The organism is Kyrpidia spormannii (assembly GCF_002804065.1).
Lineage (GTDB): Bacteria > Bacillota > Bacilli > Kyrpidiales > Kyrpidiaceae > Kyrpidia > Kyrpidia spormannii.
In genome coordinates this window covers 1,317,631-1,340,787 of sequence record NZ_CP024955.1, presented here as the reverse complement: position 1 = coordinate 1,340,787, position 23,157 = coordinate 1,317,631, and the positions used below count along the sequence as shown (strand labels likewise).

General features: G+C 58.2%; 24 protein-coding genes and 14 tRNA genes. 4 read left to right on the top strand and 34 right to left on the bottom strand.

The annotated features are described in order from the left end of the window. Positions 1–46: 46 nt before the first annotated feature. Complete coding sequence (locus CVV65_RS06745; RefSeq protein WP_100667482.1) at positions 47–841, top strand: N-acetylmuramoyl-L-alanine amidase family protein; 795 nt, start codon at positions 47–49, stop codon at positions 839–841. On the opposite strand, the gene CVV65_RS06740 is transcribed toward CVV65_RS06745, so the two are convergent. The 17 genes from CVV65_RS06740 to CVV65_RS06660 all read right to left on the bottom strand — a co-directional run bounded on the left by CVV65_RS06740 (position 820) and on the right by CVV65_RS06660 (position 13,070). After that, a tRNA-Ile gene (locus CVV65_RS06740) sits at positions 820–896 on the bottom strand. The two genes, CVV65_RS06745 and CVV65_RS06740, sit on opposite strands and share 22 nt — an antisense overlap. A 27-nt stretch (positions 897–923) precedes the next feature. Next, positions 924–1,000, bottom strand: a tRNA-Pro gene (locus CVV65_RS06735). A 1-nt stretch (position 1,001) separates the two neighbouring features. Next, a tRNA-Leu gene (locus CVV65_RS06730) sits at positions 1,002–1,086 on the bottom strand. A 5-nt stretch (positions 1,087–1,091) separates the two neighbouring features. After that, positions 1,092–1,168 (bottom strand) — tRNA-Pro (locus tag CVV65_RS06725). A 94-nt stretch (positions 1,169–1,262) separates the two neighbouring features. Then, complete coding sequence (locus CVV65_RS06720; protein ID WP_100667481.1) at positions 1,263–1,772, bottom strand: DUF2062 domain-containing protein; 510 nt, start codon at positions 1,770–1,772, stop codon at positions 1,263–1,265. A 157-nt stretch (positions 1,773–1,929) separates the two neighbouring features. After that, the gene (locus tag CVV65_RS06715; RefSeq protein WP_100669252.1) at positions 1,930–2,976 is read right to left on the bottom strand and encodes a HoxN/HupN/NixA family nickel/cobalt transporter; all 1,047 of its coding nucleotides are present in this window, start codon (positions 2,974–2,976) and stop codon (positions 1,930–1,932) included. 66 nt (positions 2,977–3,042) lie between these two features. Then, complete coding sequence (gene hypF, locus CVV65_RS06710; RefSeq protein WP_100667480.1) at positions 3,043–5,331, bottom strand: carbamoyltransferase HypF; 2,289 nt, start codon at positions 5,329–5,331, stop codon at positions 3,043–3,045. Then, complete coding sequence (gene hypB, locus CVV65_RS06705; RefSeq protein ID WP_407928394.1) at positions 5,328–6,020, bottom strand: hydrogenase nickel incorporation protein HypB; 693 nt, start codon at positions 6,018–6,020, stop codon at positions 5,328–5,330. Before hypB ends, hypF begins: the two co-directional genes overlap by 4 nt. After that, on the bottom strand, positions 5,980–6,363 hold the full coding sequence (locus tag CVV65_RS06700; protein WP_100667479.1) for a hydrogenase maturation nickel metallochaperone HypA/HybF: 384 nt from the start codon (positions 6,361–6,363) through the stop codon (positions 5,980–5,982). Before CVV65_RS06700 ends, hypB begins: the two co-directional genes overlap by 41 nt. 15 nt (positions 6,364–6,378) lie before the next feature. Then, positions 6,379–7,419: a hydrogenase expression/formation protein HypE gene (gene hypE, locus CVV65_RS06695; RefSeq protein WP_100667478.1), complete on the bottom strand. Its 1,041-nt coding sequence runs from the start codon at positions 7,417–7,419 to the stop codon at positions 6,379–6,381. Next, positions 7,419–8,537 (bottom strand): hydrogenase formation protein HypD, encoded by a 1,119-nt coding sequence (gene hypD / locus CVV65_RS06690; protein ID WP_100667477.1) that lies wholly within the window; start codon positions 8,535–8,537, stop codon positions 7,419–7,421. Before hypD ends, hypE begins: the two co-directional genes overlap by 1 nt. After that, entirely contained in the window at positions 8,534–8,794 is a 261-nt protein-coding gene (locus CVV65_RS06685; protein WP_100667476.1) for a HypC/HybG/HupF family hydrogenase formation chaperone, read from the bottom strand. Before CVV65_RS06685 ends, hypD begins: the two co-directional genes overlap by 4 nt. A 15-nt stretch (positions 8,795–8,809) precedes the next feature. Beyond that, complete coding sequence (locus tag CVV65_RS06680) at positions 8,810–9,241, bottom strand: hypothetical protein (protein WP_100667475.1); 432 nt, start codon at positions 9,239–9,241, stop codon at positions 8,810–8,812. After that, a complete protein-coding gene (locus tag CVV65_RS06675) occupies positions 9,238–9,720 on the bottom strand; it encodes a hydrogenase maturation protease (protein ID WP_157935419.1) in 483 nt (160 codons plus the stop codon). Before CVV65_RS06675 ends, CVV65_RS06680 begins: the two co-directional genes overlap by 4 nt. A 16-nt stretch (positions 9,721–9,736) precedes the next feature. Then, the gene (locus tag CVV65_RS06670) at positions 9,737–11,338 is read right to left on the bottom strand and encodes a nickel-dependent hydrogenase large subunit (RefSeq protein WP_100667473.1); all 1,602 of its coding nucleotides are present in this window, start codon (positions 11,336–11,338) and stop codon (positions 9,737–9,739) included. A 42-nt stretch (positions 11,339–11,380) separates the two neighbouring features. Further along, complete coding sequence (locus CVV65_RS06665) at positions 11,381–12,400, bottom strand: NADH-quinone oxidoreductase subunit B family protein (protein ID WP_197945576.1); 1,020 nt, start codon at positions 12,398–12,400, stop codon at positions 11,381–11,383. A gap of 73 nt (positions 12,401–12,473) precedes the next feature. Then, complete coding sequence (locus tag CVV65_RS06660; protein ID WP_100667472.1) at positions 12,474–13,070, bottom strand: helical membrane plugin domain-containing protein; 597 nt, start codon at positions 13,068–13,070, stop codon at positions 12,474–12,476. Positions 13,071–13,397: 327 nt separating this feature from the next. Here CVV65_RS06660 and CVV65_RS06655 point away from each other — a divergent pair, with 327 nt between their 5' ends. After that, positions 13,398–14,582: an ornithine--oxo-acid transaminase gene (locus tag CVV65_RS06655; protein WP_100667471.1), complete on the top strand. Its 1,185-nt coding sequence runs from the start codon at positions 13,398–13,400 to the stop codon at positions 14,580–14,582. A gap of 175 nt (positions 14,583–14,757) precedes the next feature. After that, the gene (locus tag CVV65_RS06650) at positions 14,758–15,231 is read left to right on the top strand and encodes a hypothetical protein (protein ID WP_100667470.1); all 474 of its coding nucleotides are present in this window, start codon (positions 14,758–14,760) and stop codon (positions 15,229–15,231) included. Positions 15,232–15,469: 238 nt separating this feature from the next. Here CVV65_RS06650 and CVV65_RS06645 read toward each other — a convergent pair. The 17 genes from CVV65_RS06645 to greA form a co-directional block, all read right to left on the bottom strand. Beyond that, positions 15,470–15,546 (bottom strand) — tRNA-Arg (locus CVV65_RS06645). 7 nt (positions 15,547–15,553) lie between these two features. Then, a tRNA-Val gene (locus CVV65_RS06640) sits at positions 15,554–15,628 on the bottom strand. Positions 15,629–15,723: 95 nt separating this feature from the next. Then, positions 15,724–16,191, bottom strand: coding sequence for a fumarylacetoacetate hydrolase family protein (locus CVV65_RS06635; RefSeq protein ID WP_269148842.1), 468 nt, complete (start codon positions 16,189–16,191; stop codon positions 15,724–15,726). A gap of 323 nt (positions 16,192–16,514) precedes the next feature. Further along, positions 16,515–16,588, bottom strand: a tRNA-Cys gene (locus CVV65_RS06630). 5 nt (positions 16,589–16,593) lie between these two features. Next, a tRNA-Gly gene (locus CVV65_RS06625) sits at positions 16,594–16,668 on the bottom strand. Between the two features lies 1 nt (position 16,669). Then, positions 16,670–16,756, bottom strand: a tRNA-Leu gene (locus tag CVV65_RS06620). A 121-nt stretch (positions 16,757–16,877) separates the two neighbouring features. After that, a tRNA-Tyr gene (locus tag CVV65_RS06615) sits at positions 16,878–16,962 on the bottom strand. Positions 16,963–16,966: 4 nt separating this feature from the next. Continuing rightward, positions 16,967–17,042 (bottom strand) — tRNA-Thr (locus CVV65_RS06610). Positions 17,043–17,045: 3 nt separating this feature from the next. Next, positions 17,046–17,121, bottom strand: a tRNA-Phe gene (locus tag CVV65_RS06605). A gap of 44 nt (positions 17,122–17,165) precedes the next feature. After that, positions 17,166–17,241 (bottom strand) — tRNA-Thr (locus CVV65_RS06600). Positions 17,242–17,246: 5 nt separating this feature from the next. Then, a tRNA-Asn gene (locus CVV65_RS06595) sits at positions 17,247–17,321 on the bottom strand. Between the two features lie 160 nt (positions 17,322–17,481). After that, positions 17,482–18,225, bottom strand: coding sequence for a DUF881 domain-containing protein (locus CVV65_RS06590; protein WP_100667468.1), 744 nt, complete (start codon positions 18,223–18,225; stop codon positions 17,482–17,484). Positions 18,226–18,240: 15 nt separating this feature from the next. After that, positions 18,241–19,041: an ABC transporter ATP-binding protein gene (locus CVV65_RS06585; RefSeq protein WP_100667467.1), complete on the bottom strand. Its 801-nt coding sequence runs from the start codon at positions 19,039–19,041 to the stop codon at positions 18,241–18,243. Further along, entirely contained in the window at positions 19,038–19,907 is an 870-nt protein-coding gene (locus CVV65_RS06580; RefSeq protein WP_100667466.1) for an ABC transporter permease, read from the bottom strand. Before CVV65_RS06580 ends, CVV65_RS06585 begins: the two co-directional genes overlap by 4 nt. A gap of 12 nt (positions 19,908–19,919) precedes the next feature. Further along, a complete protein-coding gene (locus tag CVV65_RS06575) occupies positions 19,920–20,930 on the bottom strand; it encodes an ABC transporter substrate-binding protein (RefSeq protein WP_100667465.1) in 1,011 nt (336 codons plus the stop codon). 271 nt (positions 20,931–21,201) lie between these two features. Then, the gene (cspE, locus tag CVV65_RS06570) at positions 21,202–21,402 is read right to left on the bottom strand and encodes a transcription antiterminator/RNA stability regulator CspE (RefSeq protein ID WP_013075938.1); all 201 of its coding nucleotides are present in this window, start codon (positions 21,400–21,402) and stop codon (positions 21,202–21,204) included. A 99-nt stretch (positions 21,403–21,501) separates the two neighbouring features. Then, complete coding sequence (gene greA, locus CVV65_RS06565; protein ID WP_100667464.1) at positions 21,502–21,978, bottom strand: transcription elongation factor GreA; 477 nt, start codon at positions 21,976–21,978, stop codon at positions 21,502–21,504. A 191-nt stretch (positions 21,979–22,169) separates the two neighbouring features. On the opposite strand from greA, the gene CVV65_RS06560 reads away from it, so the two are divergent. Next, positions 22,170–22,937: a polysaccharide deacetylase family protein gene (locus CVV65_RS06560; protein WP_100667463.1), complete on the top strand. Its 768-nt coding sequence runs from the start codon at positions 22,170–22,172 to the stop codon at positions 22,935–22,937. Positions 22,938–23,157: the final 220 nt, after the last annotated feature.

The following is a 23,157-nucleotide window of genomic DNA, read 5'->3' as shown; positions in this document are numbered from 1 at the left end:
CCTGCCCGGCACCTTAAGAATATCATTCGATGCCCGGAGGAATTGAATGGCAAACTGTTGCTGGCGAATTTGTACTGCCCTTCTCACAGCCGTCCTCACCTGGGCCATGGTGCCCACGACGAGCCCTGCTGCACAAACCCAGGTCACTGTTCCTCAGGTTCCCCTCGAGGCCTTCTCCGAAGAAGATGGCCCCGTATTGATCGACCCGGGACACGGCGGCATCGACGGGGGGACCTCGGTCGGTGGAATCCTGGAGAAGGACTTGGTGCTCGACATTGGGCTTCGACTTCGGGATGTCCTGTTAAAAGAAGGATGTCCGGTGGTGATGACCCGGGAACGGGACGAAGATGTGAGTCATCGTTACCCATCCCCCCTTCGCAGCCGCCACGCCCGGGATTTGCGCAACCGGGTCCGCATCGCCCGGGAAAGCGGAGCCCATCTGTTTGTGAGCATCCACGTCAATCACTCCTCGGCCTCCGACCCCCGGGGAGCCGTGATCTTGCACGAGGCGAATGATCCAGCCGGCGCGTGGCTCGCCGAACTGGCCAAGAAACAGCTCTTCGGCATCACGGGACGGGCCATCGTGTTTCCAAACCGCTCGTTACACGTGCTCCGGCGAGCCCCGTGTCCGGCCATCCTGGTCGAGGTGGGTTATCTCTCAAACCCGACGGACCGCCAGGCGCTCCTCGACCCCGCCTATCGACAACGCTTGGCTGAAGCCCTGGCCCGGGCGATCCGCGCCTACCGGATCACTTCGCCGGTTCCGCCAGAAAGGCAGAAAAAAACGCCAATCCCCGCTTTCCAGGGGATGGCGCTGTGTGGTGGGCCTAAGTGGACTTGAACCACTGACCTCACGATTATCAGTCGTGCGCTCTGGCCAACTGAGCTATAGGCCCGCAGGGCCCCCAACATCCTGGGGCACTTGGTCGGAACGGCGGGATTTGAACCCGCGACCTCTACCTCCCCAAGGTAGCGCGCTACCAGGCTGCGCTACGTCCCGATGGTGTCGAAGGCGGGACTTGAACCCGCACGGGTTTCCCCACACGCCCCTCAAACGTGCGCGTCTGCCGATTCCGCCACTTCGACATCACTGGTCGGAATGCAGGGATTTGAACCCTGGGCCTCACGGTCCCGAACCGTGCGCTCTACCAAGCTGAGCTACATTCCGACGGCAAAGACTACTATATCACGAGGGCCCGACCCTCGTCAACGGGTGAGAGAGAACTTTCACCGGCTCGACTCGGATCTGAATCGATGGTGTTTCACGGTCTGCCCTCCGGAGAAGGAGACGCCCTTCGGCTTTGAATCTTCGCGGCCGCCCGGCGCAGTACCCACCCGGAAACGACATACAGAATGGCGAATCCGACCACCATGTTCACGCCGATTCCGATGAAAAAGCCCACGCCTTGGGAAGCGAGCCAATGCCACATCGCCACGAACCCCTGGCCGTGCACATCCACCACGTGGCCGGCGTTCTTGGCCCCGACAAACAGTTTGCCTACCCAATAATTGAGGAACCACATGGGAACCGCTGCCGGCGCGGCAAACACATTGGCGATGGTGGTGGCCGCCTTGTTCGCCCGAAGAAAGACCGCGATGATCAAGGCCACCGCCAAGCCGATCCCCGGGGTGGGGATAAAATGCATCACCGCCCCCAAGGCGATCCCCTTCTGCACCCGCCGCTGCTCGTCCCGCACCCGCACCAGCCGCAAAAGGTAATACCGCATCCATCTGCCCAGACCGCGAAAAATCCCCCGCTCTCTCCCCTTCATTCCGCCCCCCGCCCCCACGGCATCCTGACAGTACGACGTTCATTATACCGAGAACCCCGTCGAATGCGCAAGGATGGGGGCCAAATCGACCACGCCCACCGGGGGAGGCCCACCCCCTTTCCGGGACGCCGGCCCCAGGGGGCCGGGACATCGAACGTCAATCCCGCACCTTATCCTGAGGCAAAGCCCACCGTTCTTCAATGCGAAACACTTTCCATGCCCCATAGGATAACGCCCATGCCAACCCAAACAAGACCACCAGTACATAGCCGACGGATCCGAGATCCAGTTCTTGAATCCGCGTCCAAAATCCGCTTGTCGTGCGAAGGTGGGAAGCAACGACCTGCACGAGTTCGACCGATCCAATCAACAGAGCTGCGGCCGCAGCTAGCCCTGTCACCGTCAGGTTGTAATAAATCTTCCGCACAGGATTGCGAAACGCCCAGGAGTACGCTTCCGACATGAAAATACCGTCCGCCGTGTCAAATAAACTCATGCCCGCGGCAAACAAGAGGGGCAACGCCAAAACCCCGACAACGGGGAGGCCACTTTGCCCGGCCCCGGCCGAGAGAGCCATGAGCGACACCTCACTGGCTGTATCAAAGCCTAAGCCAAATAGGAATCCGATCGGATACACATGCCAACTGCGGCCGACAAACCGCAGGAGCGGGGTGACGAGCCGGGCGATCAACCCCCGGGCGTGGAGCAATTCTTCCAGCCGGCCTTCTTCGTTCACCCCCTTCCGCATCCGGAAGAAGACCTGCAGAATTTGGATGAGAATCATGAGATTCACGACGCCGAGCACCAGGAGAAAACCCCCGGACACCGCGGTCCCAATCACGCCCCCCACCGCTTGTAGACTCGGCATCGCCCGGATCGCCCAGCCCGCGGCCAAGGCTGTCGCCACCGCCATCAGGCAAACCACCGTCGAATGGCCGACGGAGAAAAAAAACCCCACTCCCCTCGGGTTCCTTCCTTGCTGGAGGAGTTTTCGAACCGTGTTGTCAATCGCAGCAATGTGATCGGCGTCGAAGGCGTGGCGAACGCCCAAGGTATATGCAAGTAATCCCAGCCCCAGCAAGGTGGGGTGAGCAGGAACCACGGCCGCCAGGCTGGCGATCCCGGCCGCGTGCAACGCGGCCACCGCCGTCCCGTACCCTAGCCAACTTCCTTTCTTCTGCAACGTTTTCGCGCCCACATTCACCGGTTCCTTCACCCCCTAGTTGTTGCCACATCCCGTGGCACCATCGAGGCCTTTTGGCCTAAGTTTTCAGCCTCCACCTTCTCTCAACTTGGCCAAAGCCACAGCCGCCTGCCCGGCCGCCAGGCCCCCGTCCCCCGCCGGCCACCTCCTGGGGATGAGCACCCGCAGTCCCCGGTTCTCTAGATCCTCCACAAACCAGCGCAACAACCAACGGTTCTGCCAAACCCCACCTCCCACCGCGACCGTCGACACACCATGCCGCGTCGCCGCCCGGAATGCCGCTTCGGCCCACGCCGCCGCGAATCCCCGGTGAAACTTCGTCGCCACCCGATCCTGTCGCCCGGCGGCTAAATCCCAACACACTGCATCGAGGATCCCCGGCGAGACCATCCAACGGCCGTCCCGCTCCGTTATATGAAAATTGTATCGCTCTTTGACGCCCGGGTCTACCTGTGCCTCCAAACCCATCGGCAACTCTCCCTCAAAGGTCGCCTCCGTTCTCCGGCTCACCAAAGCTCCCACCACATCAAACAGCCTTCCGGCACTGGAAGATCGATAGCCCGGGTATCGGCTCTTCAGCACCCGAATCAAAGCCTCCAAACTCCGGGCCGGGATGCCGAGCCGGTCGACCACAAAGTCCGCCCAACGGTCCCACAAGTCTAAAGCATAGAAATAATTCACCACCAACCGCCACGGTTCCCGGGTCCCCTGATCCCCCACCACCATTCGGAGGGGTTCCAAATGCCCGATCCGCAGCACCGACCGACAGTCGCCAAGAAGCATCTCCCCGCCCCAGATTCCGCCATCTTCCCCATAGCCCGTACCGTCTAGAATGACGCCGAGTACTGGCCCCGTCGCCCGGTGTTCGGTGATGACCGCCGCCAAATGGGCGTGGTGGTGCTGGACACCCAAGGTTTTCTCCCAATTCCCGAGGGCTTCCGCCGTACTGACATAGCCGGGATGCAGATCGTGAGCCACCACATCTGGGGCAACCCCCAGAGTTTCCAGTTGCCATTCGATCTGGCGTCGGAAACCCTCCCGGGCCCTTGGCGAATCCAAGTCCCCGATGTGCGGGCTGAGCCATAATTTTCCCTTCGCCGCCACCGCCACGGCATTCTTGAGGTCCCCGCCCACCGCCAGCACCACGGGCGCAGCCTCGTCCCGGCGTCCAATCCGAAACCCTTCCGGGACCATACCCCGACCCCGCCGTATCACCCGAGGGACATCCCCGTCCACGTAAAGAACCGAATCATCCACCGGCCGGAGAATCGGACGGTTGTGGACCAAAAATCCCTCCGCCAGTCCAGCTAAGCGCCGCAGGCCGTCTTCCACCTCATAAGCAAGAGGTTCCCCACTGAGATTTCCGCTGGTCATGACCAAGGCGGACAAATCCGCATCTTCCATGAGCAACACTTGAATCCCCGTATAAGGGAGAAATACGCCCAACCGGTCCATCCCGGGCGCCACCTCGCCGGCCACCGGCGAATCCGGGCGCTTTTGGAGAAGGACAATCGGCCGCACCGCCGACGTCAGCGCCTGCCATTCTCCAGCACTGGGTACGCAGTGTACCTTCACCGCCTCCGAGCTCATCATCACGGCAAAGGGTTTAGTAGGTCTGTGCTTTTTCACCCGGAGTCGGCGAACCGCCTGCTCGTTCAGGGCGTTCACGGCCAGGTGAAACCCGCCGATTCCGAGCACGGCCACGACACCCCCGGAACGAAGGACATCTTTGGCCGCCTTCAAGGCGTCTTCCCCGGTCTTCTCGCCCTCGCCCCCCTCACCTGGAATCCACCGCAACACCGGACCGCACCGGGGGCAGGCGGTGGTCTGGGCGTGAAACCTTCGGGAGCCCGGATCCCGGTAGTCCCGCAAACACTCCGGACAAAGCGGAAAATCCTCCATTACCGTGGTCTCCCGGTCGAAGGGCAGCCGCTTGGACACGGTATACCGGGGACCGCACTGGGTGCAAGACGTAAAGGGATATCGATAGTAGCGGCTGGTTGGCTCCGCCATGTCCCGGAGACAATCGGGACAAATCGCTAAATCCGCCGGAATACCAAACGAAACCCGGTCTCCGTCCTCGGACGATACAATTTTTAAATCTTGGTAACCCACTGGGCGGAGTCGTTCCACCCCGAGATCGTCGATCCGGGCTGCCGGGGGAGCCTCGCTCTGAAGTCGACGCAAAAACTGGGCAAGATCTCCACCGCACCCCTCCACATCCACGGTGACGATGGACCCCCGGTTACACACTTCTCCCGTGAGCCCTATCTCCGAGGCCAAGCGGTACACGAAGGGGCGGAACCCCACCCCCTGCACCGTCCCCGCCACTGTCACCCGCACCCGCTCGGTCATGCCCGGGCGCCTTCCTCCGATTCCCGGGGTGCCACACCACGTTTTTCTGCCGCCCGGGTGAGAATCCACTCCAGCCAGCCCTCCATCCCCTGGCCCGTGCGGGCAGACACTTCAAGCACTTCAATTTGGCCATTCACCGCAGTGATGTTGCGGCGCAACTCTTCGAGATCGCAGTCGAGATGGGGAGCCAGGTCCGTTTTGGTGATCAGCGCCAACCTCGCTTTGTGGAAGATGGCCGGATACTTGAGCGGTTTGTCCTCACCTTCCGTCACGCTGACCAACACCACCTTGCCGTCCTCGCCGAGATCGTAAGAGGTCGGACAGACCAAGTTTCCAACATTTTCGATGATCAGAAGTTCCAGGTCTTCCCCGTCCACCGCTTCGAGGTGCTTTTCGATCATGTGAGCCTCCAGGTGGCACGTCCCGCCGGTGACGATCTGCTTGACCTCCGCCCCATGCCCCGCCAGTCGCCGGGCGTCATTGTCCGTTTGCACGTCCCCCACCAGGACCGCGGCCTTGATCCGCCCCTTTAGCCCTTCTAACGTCTTTTCCAGAAGGGTGGTCTTTCCGGAACCCGGTGAACTGATCAGATTCAGCACAAAAATGCCCCGGCTCCTCCACGTATCCCGTAGCCGCTCCGCAATCTCATTATTGGCTTCCAGGACACTCCGGTTCACATCCACTTTCACCGACATCCACCTCCATGGACAAAATCTCCAACGCATCGCCGGCCACCACGTCCACCTTGGACGACCGGCACGCAGCGCACGCAAAAACCACCTCAGAAGTCACAGTTTTATGCCCACACTCGCGACACAACAATTGAAGGGACTCCTCTTCAATAGTGAACTCCGCCCCCCGGGTCTCCTCCCGGTCTTCCCGCAGGATGCCGAGGCAGAAAAGCAAATTCTCAGGTTCGATCTGAACCAACCGCCCCACCCGAACCACCGCCGACCGAACCCGGGAACCCAGGCGGGCCGCTTCTTCCGCAGCAATGGTCACGATGCTCTCCGCAATGCTCAGCTCGTGCATCCCCTCCACCCCAGGTCAGCAGATTCGCGGCAGTTGCTCCACCGCCAACAGATCCAACACCCGCACCGCACCCAAGAGAGTCTCAAGGCTCGCCAACCCCGGGAGCTCCCCGGTGACTTCCCCGATGATACGCGCCTCGCGCCCTTCCTTGACCCGCCTCATCCTCCGGACCACCTCTTCGGCCTCTTCCGGCGCCACCACACACACGAGCTTCCCTTCGTTGGCCACATAAAGCGGATCAATCCCCAGGGCCTCGCAAAGCCCCCGCACCTCATCCCGGATCGGTACGTCCCGTTCCCGAATGCGCAGATTCAACCCGCTGCTTTGGGACAACTCGTTCAGGGTCGTCGCGAGCCCTCCTCGGGTGGGATCCCGCATGCAGCGAATCCCGGGAACATCCCGCACCGCTTCCACCAAATCCCGCAAACAAGCGGTATCGCTTTCAATCTGGGTGTCGAATTCCATCTCGAATCGTTCGATCATCACGCTGGCTCCGTGGTCTCCGACACTGCCGGAAAGGATCACCACATCCCCTTCCCGGATCCGGTGCGGTCCCCAGTCGATCCCTTCCGGGATCCGACCGATCCCGGAGGTGGTGATGTACAGCCCGTCCGCAGAACCTCTCTCCACCACCTTCGTGTCCCCGGTCACCACCTGTACCCCGGCCACCGCGGACGCCGCTGCCATAGACTCCACCACTTCAACCAAATCCCGGACCGGCAACCCTTCTTCCAAGATAAACGAAGCACTCAGATAAAGTGGGGTCGCTCCCCCGACCACCAGGTCGTTCACCGTGCCATTGACGGCCAGGTCGCCGATATTGCCGCCGGGAAAACGATACGGTTTCACCACAAAAGCGTCCGTGGACATGGCCAAGCGCCCCCCTTCTCCGGGCAGAATCGCTTGGTCATTCATCCCTTCCAAGTATGGATTTCTAAAATATTCCAGAAACAATTGTTCGATCAGTTGGTGGGTCAGGCGCCCCCCGGTTCCATGAGCCAACTGAATGGTTTCCGGAAGGGTATGCGCCCGAGGTGGCGTCCGTCGTTCCTCCATCAGCCCAACATCCCTCCTGCCGCCCGTTTTAGAAACTGATATTTGTAATAAGCGGCACACGTCCCTTCCGAAGACACCATGCAGGTCCCGATGGGATTGTCCGGAGTGCAAGCCGTGCCAAAGGATTCGCACTGCCAGGGCTCTTTCACACCTTTTGTGATCTCTCCGCAAATGCAAGCCGGGGATTCCTGGGCCGGGGAGAGGGTGAGCGCCGATTGAAACTTAAATTCCGCATCGTAGTCCCGAAACTCCTCCCGGATCGCCATTCCGCTTCGAGGGATCGTCCCGATGCCCCGCCACTCTTGATCCACGGGCTCAAAAATCCGGTTGAGGACAGCCCGGGCCCGGACATTGCCCTCGGGCTTCACCGCCCGGGAGTACTGGATCTCCACTTGGCGACGCCCTTCTTGACGCTGTTTGAGAATCATGTACACCGACTGGAGAATATCGTTGGGCTCAAAGCCGGAGATCACCACCGGCCGGCCAAACTCTTCTGCAATAAACCGGTAATCTTCACTGCCCACCACCGTCCCCACGTGACCGGGGCCGATGAAGGCATCGATTTGCACATCCGGATCCTCCAGCAAAAACCGGATCACCGGCGGAACCAAAACGTGGTTACACAACACGGAATAGTTCCGAAGACCCAGCTCCCGGGCGCGCAAAATGCTGAAGCCATTGGCCGGAATGGTCGTCTCAAACCCCACCGCAAAAAACACCACTTCGAAGTCCGGGTGTTTTTCCGCCAAGGCCACGGCATCAAGACTGGAATAGACCATTTTGACCTGGGCGCCCTTGGCCTTCTCCTTCAGGAGTGTCGACTCAGACCCCGGCACCCGCAACATATCCCCGTAGGTGGCGATGATCGTCTTCGGTCGCCTGGCCAGGGCAATGGCGCGATCGATTTTTTCAATGGGCGTCACGCATACCGGACATCCGGGACCGTGGAGAAAACGAATCTGCGGCTCCAGCACTTGGTCGATCCCCGCGCGAAAAATCGCATGGGTGTGCCCGCCGCAGATCTCCATGATGGAAATCGGCTCCTCAGCCAGTCTTCTGATCTCCTCAATCAGATGTTCGGCCATCGCCGGGTCCCGATACTCGTCGACGTACTTCATCCCCTCGGATCACCTCCTCCCGTCTCCGCCTCCAACTCCTCTCGAAAATACGTTTCCAGTATCTCAAGGGTCTCCCGGGCTTCGGCCTCGTCGATCGTTTGGAGGGCAAACCCTACGTGCACCAGCACATATTGACCCACCCGGACATCGTCCAAAAGCTCCAGACTCACCCGTCGCTTCACCCCGCCCATGTCCACCATGGCCGTGCGCCCTTCCCCTTCGATGGACAGGATTTGCCCCGGTACTGCCAAACACATCCCGAATCCCTCCCTTCAACCATTCTCCTCGATGCCATAAAATCGATCGTTCAAAGCCCATTTTCCGCGAATATGCGCGACAAGTCCGGGATCCGTTTCACCTATCCAGGGAATGTCACCGGCAAAATCGAAGGACAACTTTCCCGCGGCAACGCACCAGGCGGAGAACGCCTTGAGCACCCCGAGGTGCCGATCCAATTCCGCGCTCCCCGCCCCGGAGAGCGCCAATCGGTACAGCATCTCCTCAACAGATTCGCGCAACTTCCCCCTATCGGGTTCCTCCCCGGCGACCTCTTCAACATGTCCTGCCAGCCAAGCACCTAGCGTCTCCCGCGCCCTTACCCATGCCCCATCTTCATCCGTTCGCTCCGGCCTTCCGTATCCCCCCGCAAACTCCCCCCCGGCGAGATACTCTTCCACCCACCCATGCCATGTGTCTTTCTTCACGGATCAAGCTCCTCCACGAGGCGGTTGAACAATCGATCGCAGGCCTGTTGGACGGGTGGCGACAAAGACTCCCCGAACTCAAGGCCTTTGACTTCAATCCCATAGAGTACGATATCATCGAGATCCAGAGGATCCGGGCTGATCTCGCAGTACAGGCGAATCACCTGCTCAATGCCGAAATCGTGGGAGGACCGGGCCGGCCAGAACTCCACCTGCCTTCCCGGAATCCGGTACACCTCCCCAGGGTGCCCCCCACTCTGCACCGCATCGAACACCTCAATGCGTCCGGCCCCATCGAAGGCATTAAGCAAATTCAATCCCCCCGTTCCCCCATCGATCAGCACCACGGGTCGACCTTGACGAGACAAACTCCCCCGGGATTCCCGAAGACGAGAGAAACGACGGAGCAGGTATGTCCCCGCCCCGTCATCTCCCCACAAGGGATTGCCCAAGAAAATCATGTGGATCGGCTGCAACATCCTCGCTTTAGACCCCTCACAACCCCAAGGTGAACCGCTGGACCTCCCGGCCGCCCTGCACGGCGTGCACCGTGCAGACCAGGCACAGGTCGTAAGACCGCAGGGCATGCTGCAAGCCCACGGGATTGGTCGGGTCCTCCACCGGGATGTCCATCACCGTCTGCTCCACGGCTCCGGGCTGATCCAAGGCGTCCCGGGGGCCGATATTCCAGGTAGTCGGTGCAATGATCTGGTAGTTCACGATCCGGTTATCTTTGAATTCCGCCCAGTGGGCCAAAGCTCCCCGATGCACCTCGTGCCAGCCGAAAAACATCCCATCTTTGACCAATCGGGGCGTTTCCCGGTAAAAGGGTCCTTTAGGATGAACGGATTTAATCCAATCCCGAATGACCACATGCCCGGTCATAATTTCGTGAATCCGGGCGAACTGGCGCAAAAACACGCTGGGACCGAGTTTCTTCTCCATATCCCGGATCAGGGGATCTCCCTGAGTGAGCAACCGGGCGAAGGGTCCCACCTCCACCGCCAGCCCCCGGAACCGGGGCGCCTTGGCAAAGGAATATTTGTCCCCCGGATTCTGGAGATCAGCAATCGGCTCGGTCTGCCCCTGGGACGGGTGGAACGGTCCCTCGCCCTGATAGAAGGAGTGGGCGTGGTGCTCCATGATCTGCTGTTGGAACTCCAGCGGATCCCCCACGGGCTCGTACGTGCCATTGTACATGAAGGCGCTGGAGTACAAACCACCCGGATACCAAAACTGGCCCGGCTCCGTCTCGTAAGAGGGGTACCCAAGAAAATACCCCGTTCCCCGGCCCCAGGTGTGCCAGCCGAAATGCAGGGCTTGCCGGATGAACAACCCCAGGTCACTGTCTTCGTGATCCCCGCGGCCGAGCCATTCCTGGAGGTCCTCCCAAGTGCGGATCGCTAGGTAATCCTCTAATTTCCCGTGCAAAATATGCTTTTCGATAAAATGTTCCCGGACATCTTGCAAAATGCCCAGGGATTTGGTGATATCCCCAAGGGTCGGGCTGCTGGTCACACCGCCGGGGACAAAGGAGGCGGGATGCGGCTGTTGACCGGCAAAAATCGCGGTGATTTCCACGGCCTTTTTCGACCAGGCCACCGCGGCTCGGTACGAGGTCCCCGTAAAGGGTTGCATGCGCTCCTTGAGCTTCTCGTACTCACTCCACCCGGAGTAAGCTTCGTTAACCATATCCGGCCCGAACAGCAACCAATGATGCCGGATCCCGCTCATGTGGCTCTCCGTCGATCCGACGATATTGCGCACGATCCTGGCCTGAATCGGTAGATCCACCCCGCCGATCCCGTTGCCGCTGGCCATATCCACCAGTTTGACGGCGCTGGTGATGTGCCCGATCCCGCAGATTCCACAAATCCGGGGCGTCATGGTAATGCCGAGCCATGAATCTTTCCCTTTAAGGATCTTTTCGAACCCCCGGAACATCACCGCCCGGGCCTCAGCTCGGGTGACCCGGCCGTCTTTAATGTCAACTTCAAAATCCAGATCGCCCTCCACCCGACCGGCCGGGCTGATCCGAATTCGCTGCTGCCCCTTTGTTTTTGCCGCCGACATCTGGGCTCCTTCCGCCACGGACATCCTCCCCTTCTATCGATTCATCGATAGCTTTTCGCAATTCCTTCAGTCGCTCAGCACCTTGATCTCTTCAATCCCCACCAGATTTTGGGGCCGACGATCCACCTCAGGACTGAAGAGCACCTTTCGCTCTTCCAGTTCCGCCGGAGTCGCCACATAACTGAAGATCTTCCCGAGGCCATAGGGCAGAACCCGGGAATCTTCCCGCATCGGGGTCAACTGCTCCCGGCTATAAAAAGGCCGCTCCACCGAATAGTTCTCGTTGGGCCACCCGATGTCCGTACATCCGAGACACGGTGATCCCACCCGGGTCTTGCTCGATTGCCGATTCCACAACCGCACGTTGCAGTCCGAATGCGTGTACGGTCCCCGGCAGCCTTTGTCAAAGAAGAGACAACCTTGTTGCGTGAAACTCTTTACGGAATGTTTGTGGTCGTAGTACTCGTTATTGGTGCACCCCGTGTGGGTCATCTTTCCATAGAAAGCCCGTGGACGCGCATATTCGTCCAATTCGAGGAGCGGCCCGAGCCCCTCGGCAATAGCCATCAAGGTCTGCAACTGCCAGTCCGGATGAGCCGGACAGCCGGTGATGTTCACCACGGGCAACCCCGCCCGGGATCGATACTCGGCCCCGAGAAGACCCCCGTGCTGTTTATTTAAGTATTGAAGCCCCACGGCATCGGTGGGATTCGGATCCATGGCCGGAAATCCCCCGTGGGTGGCGCAATCGCCCACCGCCACCACGTATTCCGCCACAGCCGCCAGTTCCTGCACGATGTCCTTAATGGGGCGGTCGGCAAAGGTGTTGTACAACCCCGTCCCATTCGGCCCAAGGGGAATGGCCCCTTCCACGACGAAAATATCGAGCTTGATTTCTTCATTGGCCAATTGGCGAAGCAATCGGTGCACCTGCTCCCCCCAGATGGGCGATAGGGAGGGGTGGTACAACACATCCACGTCGTAACGGGTGATGAATTCCGTCAAATCCGGCTCTTCGGCGTTGAGCAATGACATGGTGTTGCCGCTGCACGCCTGGGCCTGCAACCAAAATAACGTCAGTCCCACGTGATTCCCCCCTATGGATAGATCGATGATCCGTAAAGGTGCCTACAATCAGACAAGTACGGTGATATTGTTCTCAACTTTTTTGGTTTTCAGACAAGTTGCGCAACATCGTAGACACAACCCGCAGCAGGCGCTGCACCGCCGGCTCTTTCAACATGCGCAGAATGCCAAACACCGAAATCACCGTCGTATCCTGATCAGCTTCCCGAATGGAACGCCCCACCACTTGGACCAAGTCGTCCAAAACGCCCGGGCGAATCGCATCCCCCAACGCCTGCAACGCCCGGAGCAACCCCGCCTGCTCCAGTTGGCGTAACGTTTTGAGCCCGGCGGAGATGGCGTCCGCCGAATGGGCCATCTCGGTCATCAGACGAAGCCATGCTGGCAAAACCGTCGCAGCCTCCAGCATATCCTGGCCGTCTAACATTGGCCGAATCTTCTGACTCACCATGTCAACCGGTTCGCGGATCGCCTCGGCAAAGCGTTCGAGATTGCCTTCATCGGAGGCCGCGGCTCGCACATAATGGGCTGCCCGTTCCACCCCATCGATCATAGCGACCAACTCCGGAAGTCTGTCGAGCAGCGCAACCAATGCCCGCTGCACTTCGACATCGTCCAGCTTCTCCAAAAGGGGATCCGCCGTCATCTCCAAAGCTTCGCGCATCGCCACACCACGCCCTCCTTTCCCATAATTTCGTCGAGGATGGAGACTGAGATCAAGTTGAGGAAACAATAGACTAGGATGATTGTACTATAAATGTTCTGAAAGAAATCATCAATAGTTCAATCGTACTATTTTCCGTAGAATGTAACCGCCGCGGTCATAGAAACTTTCTCGCCGCCGCTGTAGGAACCCGGAGGAAATGAGGCGTAGTGGAGCAGAATATACTGATGGAGCGACACCACAACGAGGACTGATCAGGCGATCCTGCCCAGGCAGCCATTTTTAAAATGGGAAAACTCAGGAGGGAATGACGTGGGTAGTCTCGCAAACTCGATGATCGAACGCGAAGACCGATACGGGGCCCGGAATTACCACCCCCTTCCGGTTGTATTGACGAAAGGGGAAGGGGTTTGGGTGGAGGATGTAGAGGGTCGGCGCTATCTCGACATGCTGAGCGCTTATTCCGCCCTCAACCAAGGACACCGCCACCCCCGAATCATCGAGGCCCTCAAAGCCCAGGCGGACCGGATCACCTTAACCTCCCGGGCCTTTTATAATGACAAGCTCGGCCTGTTCTATGAACGGTTGGCCCAGTTGACTCATAAGGACACCATTCTCCCCATGAACACGGGAACCGAAGCGGTGGAAACCGCCATCAAAGCCATGCGCCGTTGGGCTTATCGAATCAAAGGCGTCCCCGAAAACCAGGCAGAAATTATTGTCGCCGCCGGGAATTTTCACGGGCGGACCACCACTGTGATCTCTTTTTCCTCGGAGCCGGAATACCAGGAAGGGTTCGGCCCCCTCACCCCGGGTTTTCGGGTCGTGCCCTATGGGGACGTCGAGGCCCTGCGCCAAGCTGTAGGCCCTCATACCGCTGGAGTGCTTCTCGAACCGATTCAAGGGGAAGCGGGGATCATCCTCCCGCCCGACGGATATCTTCGCGAGGTTCGGCGGATTTGTACGGAGAATGGGATTGTGTTCGCTGCAGATGAAATTCAGACCGGCCTGGGACGAACGGGACAGTGGTTTGCCTGCGACTGGGAAAATGTCACCCCCGATCTCTATATTCTGGGCAAAGCCCTGGGCGGAGGGGTGTACCCGGTGTCAGCGGTGGCCGCAAATCATGACATTTTGGGAGTTTTCGAACCTGGTTCCCACGGATCGACCTTCGGCGGCAATCCCCTGGCAGCAGCGGTGGCTGTCACCGCCCTTCAGGTCATCGAGGACGAAAACCTTGTGGAACGATCCCGAGAACTCGGAGCATATTTTCTGGTCCGACTACGAACCCTCCACCACCCGGCCATCCGGGAAGTCCGCGGGCGGGGACTGTTTATCGGCCTGGAATTGACGTCGCCCGCCCGGCCCTATTGCAAAAAGTTGAAAGACCGCGGCCTCTTATGCAAAGAAACGCACGAGATGACCATCCGGTTCGCCCCGCCTTTGGTGATTCAAAAAGAAGAGTTGGATTGGGCTTTTGAACAGATTGCGGAGGTGTTCCGCCCGGAGGCAGGGTGATTCCGATCATCGGGCGGAGCGCACCCCCACATGCGGGTCTCATCCGCGAGCCTCAGGACACACCCGGCCGGGAGGGTGTCCAACACGTCCATGATTTATTCTTTCTTTTTTCACAACTTTTGCATTAAGATAGAGATGAGGGCTTGGCGGATGACACCGAAGGGGGGAAGACGCCATGGGGATTTCTTCTAAATTGGAGGGGCGATTCGGTCTCAATCATCGCCTTCCTTTTTCCGAAGATGTACAACGTGCCGTGAATCTTCTGATCTCTTCACTTCAGGACACTGGTTTTTCCGTTCCAGATGGGCCCGGATATAGTGCGCGAATCCACTATTATCCCATTACCCCCGCTCACGACGCCCCGATCTTCGCCTACCTCGAACTCACCGTGCGACTACAGGTGAGTTTCAGGCCAGACCCGTTGCGGAGCGCCCACGCAGGCGATGAACCTCCCTTACACCTTTTTCAACATTCCGGAGCCCTGGTCAGCCTCGGTCAACAAGGTACCATCGAAATCGCGTTTCACCACCGAACCAGTGGCAATCCCAATCCACCCAAAGCCACCGGCATCGCCGACGCCGTTCAAAGTTTGTGCTCGCTAATCCACGCATGGACCAAAGAGTTCCAGGCCCGCACTCACCACGGATAAAATCGGCCGTACATAGGCCATTGTGAGACAGACGGTGAAAACTGTAGCGCGCCTCCGATCCCGCCTTCCGAAATGGCCTTACAAGTTTTCCTCAAAAAGTCGACCCGCCGCGCCCTCCAAATTCGTTGAGGGACACCAAACCGGCGGGTGGGAGCTTTTCGGAGGCGCAGACAATTCTTTGTATCCATCCAAAAAATAAAGGCCGCCCTCGACGAGGTACAGCCTACGCGCGGAACTCTGGCGTGCCCGGAGAGATTCGAACTCCCGGCCTTCTGATTCGTAGTCAGACGCTCTATCCGGCTGAGCTACGGGCACAAGATTGTGGTGCGGCAGACAGGGATCGAACCTGTGGCCCCCACCGCGTCAAGGTGGTGCTCTCCCGCTGAGCTACTGCCGCGTCATACCCAGCCCTGTCCCGGGGCCGTTCGGTCGCCCGAAAACGGGGTACGCATATTGTTGTATCACGAAACAGGACTGGTGTCAACGGGCAGTTTATACCTTTGAAGGTGCCGGTTCGTACCGCCCCACCGGATTGACCAAGGGGAGAAAACCTGTGATCCGGCATTCCACTTGATCCCCCGGCCGGATGACTGCCGCGCCGGGCGTTCCGGTGGAGAGAATATCCCCGGGCTCAAAGGTCATGACCCGGGAATGAAAGGAAACGAGGAACCACGGGTCAAAAATCATATTGGCCACCACGTTTTCCCTGTGCAATCGGCTGTTTAGATAAGTGCCTACCTTCAATCCCGCGAGATCCTCAACCTCATCCACCGTCACAAGTTCCGGTCCAAAACTGAAAAAGGTGTCGAAATTCTTGGCTCGGGTTAAAAATCGCGGGTTCTTCTGCAGAATATCTTCGGCCGTCATGTCCAACACGGGCACAAATCCTGCTACCACCGACGGCGCCTCTTCCGGGGCAATGTCTCTGCACTCCCTCGTCTCGCAGAAGCGCGGCGGGATCGGCCCCCGCCTTGGGGGTGACCGCGGAAAAATCCATCTGGTCCAAAAGTTCGCGCACCCTAGGATCCAAGCTCACCTTGGACACCTCCCGACTGCCCTCTTTTTGGCTTTCCCGATTTCTAGACACAGTTGTTCATCCAAACCATCCATAATAGAAAAGAGCGACCCCCTTTGAGGAAGTCGCTATGCTGATTCCGGGAAAAAAGGTCTTCGTAACATAAAACCTCATCAACTGTTTAAGACTTAAGGTCCACTGGAAACAAGTCTTGCCGCATGGCCAAGTTTTCGGCCCACACCGTTTCAGTGCTCGGACAATCCGGGATTGGAGGCGGCACCCGGATTCGAACCGGGGATGAAGGTTTTGCAGACCTCTGCCTTACCACTTGGCTATGCCGCCACTTATGGAGCGGAAGACGGGATTCGAACCCGCGGCCCTCGCCTTGGCAAGGCGATGCTCTACCCCTGAGCTACTTCCGCATGGTGCGGACGAAGGGACTTGAACCCCCACGACCTTGCGGCCACAAGAACCTGAATCTTGCGCGTCTGCCAATTCCGCCACGTCCGCAGGTTGCAACGGCGACCTTTATTCTATCACCTTACGCATCAATCGTCAATACCTGATCTCGCATCCAATAGGCCCGTCTCCCCAGTATCGCGTCGGTCGCCGACCCCAGCCGGGCAACCTCTGGTGGAGGGGGTAGGATTCGAACCTACGAAGGCTACGCCAACGGATTTACAGTCCGCCCCAGTTGACCGCTTTGGTACCCCTCCATCATGGAGCCACCTGGCGGACTCGAACCGCCGACCCCTTCATTACGAGTGAAGTGCTCTACCAACTGAGCTAAGGTGGCATGTGGTGGCTCGGGACGGAATCGAACCGCCGACACGAGGATTTTCAGTCCTCTGCTCTACCGACTGAGCTACCGAGCCCCGGGCTATACCGCCGGTCCAGAAACGACGATATAACCCGTGTATGGAGCTCCCAACCAGGCTCGAACTGGTGACCTCATCCTTACCATGGATGCGCTCTACCAACTGAGCTATGGGAGCAGGATTGGCTCCCCGGGCAGGATTCGAACCTGCGACCACCCGGTTAACAGCCGGACGCTCTACCACTGAGCTACCGAGGAAAGCGCGATTGTAACACCCTCGCCTCCGGGCGACAAGATACACTTTATCAAACTCCATCGTCTTTGACAAGGGGGTATTTGTACGCGAGGGAAATTCTTCTCGCACCCCGCCGCAACCAGGCCATGCCAACCAACCCGGACCTGCCCCCCGACAAAAACCTTATTGCCGAATGTCAAAGGTCCATCTTCGCCCATCGTAGCCGGGCAAGTGAAGGGTGTTGACCGCCTTGGGCGCGGACACTGTGAGCCCCCTCTGCTGAAGCCAGTCCAAGATGCCGCCCCGCATCGACAGCGCCGTCATCAACACGCTTGGATCCCCAATAGCCTGAATTTGATAAGGGGCGTGAAGATGGACAGGCGCAGAATCCGGTGCCGGACTGTCAACGATGGCCCAGCGCTGACCATTCACCGCCACCGCTTCAGCCCCGCCGGCCAAAAGTTCCTGGACCAGGCGCACGACGTCCCATTCCTCGACGATCGCCGCCTGTCTATCGCCCCCTGTTTGAGTCCCTCGACCATTGTCCAACGTCACCGTCACCCCAGGGCCGCTCACTGGTGCGCCGGCCAGAATCCGCGCCCGGTCCATGTCCATGCGCATCTGTTCGAATGATGCGAGGTTTCCCCCATACTGTTTTTCGATCCCATCAATCTGTTTCTGGACATCCTGAACTTGGGACTCCAGCTGTTGATTCCGGGCTTTTACGGCTTCGAGCTGGTGGGCGACTTCGCTCGCGTCTTGGGAAACTTCCGTATTGCCCCCCGAATGGAGCGACCGATACTGGACGGTGAGAAGCCAGCCCAATACAAAAAACACCATCGCCAGGGACACGTACAGGATCAGTTTCTGTCTGAGTTCCCTCGCCACTCCGGATTGCGGCAGCCGGCCCCCGGATTCTTTGGTCATGTTCCCGCACCCCGATTAGACTTCACTGAATTCCGCGAACACCATCCGATCGGACAAGGCAGAGCCCTCTCCGAACAGCTCCATGAGCTTCGCGACGGTAAGCCCCCGTTTTGCGTCGCCACCAATGTCCACCACCACGGAACCTTGGTGGAGCATGACCAAACGGTTGCCGTAGTCCAAAGCATTTTTCATGTTGTGCGTGACCATGAGGGTCGTGATCCGGTGCTCCTCCACCAGCTTCTTCGTCATCTCCATAATAATTCCCGCCGTCTTAGGGTCCAATGCAGCGGTGTGCTCATCCAGGAGGAGCAGGGAGGGGCTCACCTCCGTGGCCATCAGTAACGCCAGAGCCTGGCGCTGTCCCCCTGATAAAACCCCCACCTTAATATCCAATTTATTTTCTAACCCGAGGCCCAAAGACGCTAAACGTTCTTTAAAATGCTCCCGTCTCCGGCGGTCTCTTGCAAATCCTAAGCCGAAAGGTCGGCCTTTATTCACGGCCAAGGAAAGGTTTTCCTCGATCGTCAGTGAAGGGGACGTGCCAAGCGCCGGATTTTGGAAAACCCGGCTGATAAAAGCTGAGCGCCGGTGCTCGGGCATTTTTCCAACATCCCGGCCATTGACCACAATCCGCCCCGCATCCGGTGGGATGCTTCCCGCAATCAAATTCAACAATGTCGACTTCCCGGCTCCGTTGCTTCCGATGATCGTGACAAACTCTCCGGATTCGACCCGTAACGAAAAATCTCTGAACAAGGCCACTTCGTCGGCGGTTCCCCGATGGAACGTTTTATGCAAGCCTTCGATCTCGATCACGAGAACCGCACCTTCTTTCGAACAGCCGGCAACGTCAAGGCGAGAAACACGATGATAGCCGTGAGGAGTTTCAAATCGGTGGGTTCGAACCCAAGGACCAGGGCCAGTCCAATGCTCAACCGATAAACAAAGGTCCCGAGGAAAACACCCGCCAAAAGCCACCCCATGCCCCGGGAACCGGCAAACACTTCGCCAATGATCACCGAGGCCAGGCCGGCAATAATGGTCCCGATACCCATCCCTACGTCCGCGAACCCTTGATACTGTGCCACCAATGCACCGGAGAGGCTGACAAGGGCATTGGAGAGCGCCAGCCCCCACACCTCCATCCGCTCGGGATTCACACCGAGGGACCTCACCATCTGGATATTATCCCCGGTGGCCCGCAACACGTAACCGAATTTGGTGCGAAACAACCACACCAAAAGGACGAACACCACCCCTGGAAACAACACGAACACAACCCATGCGCTGGCGTCCGGCGAGAGGCCCAAGGGCTCGAATACCCCCAAAATCCCCTGCCCGCTCAGCAGCGGGATGTTCGGCCGGCCCATAATCCTCAAATTGATCGAGTATAAGGCGATCATGGTGAGAATCCCACTAAGCAGCCCAGTGATCCCCGCCTTGGTGTGTAAGAGACCGGTCACGGCCCCGGCGGCAAACCCCCCCGCCAGGGCCAAAGCAATCCCGACCCACACAGACCCACCGCTGATCACCACGGCCGCGTACGTCGCTGCCCCGAGGGCGAAAGTGCCGTCCACGGTGAGATCGGCAAAATTTAAAACCCTAAAGGTTAGAAAGACCCCCATGGCCATGATGCCAAACAGCAATCCTTCTCTTACCGCGGTGAGTAGAATGTCCAACAACGTTATTCGCCCCTATTGGATCTTCTTGGCGTCTTGAAGTAGCGAATCGGGAATCGTAATGCCGAGATCCTGGGCCGTCTTGAGATTGACTACCACGCCCAGATTTTTCGCCGTCTCCACGGGCAAGGTTTTCGGATCGGCGCCGGACAGAATCTTCACTGCAAGTTGCCCCGCCTGGTAGCCCAGCTTCTTATAGTCGATTCCTTTGGTGATCAGAGCACCTTGCTGCACCTGACCTTCCTCTGAACCAAAAACGGGAATCTTCTTCTCCTTGGCCGTGGCGACCACCGTGGCGATGGCAGAGACCACCGTGTTGTCCGTGGGAACGTAGATGGCATCCACCTTACTCGTAAGTTGCGCGGTGGCCACTTTTACATCATTGAGCCCTGAAACCGGTTGAGGGATGAGGTTAAAACCGAACTGCGGCGCAACTTGCTTCGCCTGATCCAATTGCACCACAGAGTTCGGTTCTCCAGGATTGTACAGGAATCCGACATTCTTTGCATGGGGGAGAATCTGTTGAATCAGTTTTAATTGTTCACCGATTGGCACCGCATCCGACGTACCGGTGACGTTCGTTCCCGGATGATCGAGGGACTGAACCAAACCGGCTTTAACCGGGTCCGTCACGGCAGTAAAGACGATGGGGATGGTCTTCGTGGCGTTGTATACAGCCTGAGCCGAGGGCGTGGCCACCGCCAGGATCAAGTCGTCCTTGTCCCGGACAAACTTGTCGGCGATCGTTTTTGCCACCGACTGATCATTCTGGGCGTTCTGTCGATCAAAAGTCACCTTTTCCCCTTCTTTATACCCCGCATCCGCCAACGCTTGAATGAATCCGTCTCGGGCGGCATTGAGCGCAGGGTGATCCATTATTTGAATGATGCCGATTTTCTTGACTTTCCCTGCGTCTGAACCGCCAGACGTAGTTCCAGCGCTGTTCTGAGCCCCACAGCCCGTCACCACCATGGTCATGGCTACGACCCCGGCCAACAACCACCCTCTATTTTTCATTCGCTCCATGTTGAGCCCCCTTTTCCCGTCGATCGGCCGCTTGGAAGGCCGCCGACTTCTTTTTGTGGAGATTTACCCCCTGATTTAGAAACTGTTACTTACGCCGATTATACACCAGTCTACCGAAAAACGGTCAACCTATTTTCTGGCACGCCCTCAAAAAGATATGTTTCTTCCCCCAGGCCCATGCGCCATAGCGCAAAAAACAGCAACAGCCACTGGCCTTAAGGCCAGTGGCTGAACCTTTCTGGCTTCCCGTCCGCACATTCATCAATTGCTCTTACAACTTCACGACATTCGCTGCCTGAGGGCCCCGCGGACCTTCCACGATGTCGTACTCGACGTCCTGGCCCTCTTCGAGTGTACGAAACCCTTCTTCCTGAATCGCGCTATAATGCACAAACACGTCTTTCCCGCCGTCATCCGGCGTAATGAAACCATAACCCTTCTCCGCATTGAACCACTTGACTTTGCCTTTCACGAAGCTGCCTCCTTGCGCCTTTATGCCCTCATCATAACATACAAACCAACCCCTGCACAGAGGAATTGGCAGACGGTCAACAATTTTTCTATGCGTCATTCAACGGATGCGCAAAATCCGGAATATGATCTCCCCGGCCGGCGTCTGAATGCCCACCTCTTCCCCTGCCCGGCGCCCGAGTAAACCAGCCCCGATGGGCGACTCATTCGATATCCGAAATTTACCCGGATCTGCTTCGGCAGTTCCCACAATGGTGTAAGTCTCTTCAGGACCATCCGGCAGTTCGCGAATGGTCACCGTGGAACCTATGGATACCACTCCTTCCACCTTGTCCTCCGCCCGGATGATTTTCGCCCGGCGAATCTGGTCTTCCAGTTGGAGAATCCTCGATTCGACAAAGGCCTGCTCCTCTTTTGCCGCATCATACTCGCTGTTTTCAGACAGGTCACCGTAACTTCGCGCGATCTTGAGCCTTTCTTTCACTTCCGCCCGTTTCTCGGTTTTTAGCCATTCCAGCTCTTCCTTGAGCTTGCGTAATCCCTCTTCGGTCATATACGCCGCTTGTTCCTGCTCCACCGTACTCCAACCTCCTGATTTCCCGCTCGAGACACCTCGAAGCCTTTCCCTTTATTGTTTCACAACTCCGGGAAAATGCCAAACCGGCCACGGGTTCATTCGGGAAGGTTCGGCTCAATCAGCAGGATCATAGCCAGTCGCTAGCCCGGTTACACTATGCGACGTACTCAAAAGCCCGGAGGGGACCCGTCATGTTGTTTCGCAACACATCACGTCGCCCGCTGGGATCTTTATATCTGACGGCAGTCGCTTTTATGGCCGTCGCGCCGACATTTCTAAGCCACCATCCGCTCGCCCGAATGGTCGATCCCAACGATCGCCAATCCTGGAACATTTCCGCGAACAGTTCGATCCCTGGACAGAACGCGCCCATCCGTACCGTCCAACACAGTGGCCAGTGCATCGCCCTGACCTTCGACGATGGTCCTCACCCCATCTACACCCCGCAGCTCCTGTACATCCTTCGCAAGCACCGGGTTCGGGCCACGTTTTTTCTCACAGGCATTCATTGCGAAAAACACCCTTCCATCGTTAAACGAATTGCGGCGGAGGGTCATGAATTGGGGAATCACGGATATCTTCACGCCCGTCTGGACAAAATGTCCCCAGATTCCGTCGCCGCCGATATCCGACGAGCCGATCAGGTGATTGCGCGCATCACCGGAATATGGCCCCATTATTTTCGCCCGGCGGGAGGCGTATTGACCCCCACCGTGCTGCAGGCGGCCGCCCAGACCGGCCATCCCATCGCCATGTGGTCTGTGGACCCGAGGGACTGGGTCGTCGGCCGGGATGCCACGGCTATCACAGCGGTGGTCAAAGACACGGTGGGCCCTGGAAGGATTGTGCTTTTTCACGACGGTGGCGGCAATCAGCCCCGAATGTTGGAAGCATTAGATAGTCTACTGGATTTTCTCAAGAAACAAGGATATCAATTCGTGACTTTAAGCGAAGAATGATCCATCGCGGAACTCCAACCTTTTCTAAACTCTGTTGCTTTAACGCGGAAAAACGTGTTATACTCCTTTCAGACCCCCTTTGAAGATTCTGTGGCCTAGGTCCCCAAAAGGGGACTATTTTTTTGGAGAAGGTTCGGATTTCCCCAGTTCTTTCTCCCTGCTCCCCGGTAGAAACCTGGTATACTAGTAATTGAAAAAGAAGTGTGCCGAAACGGACGTA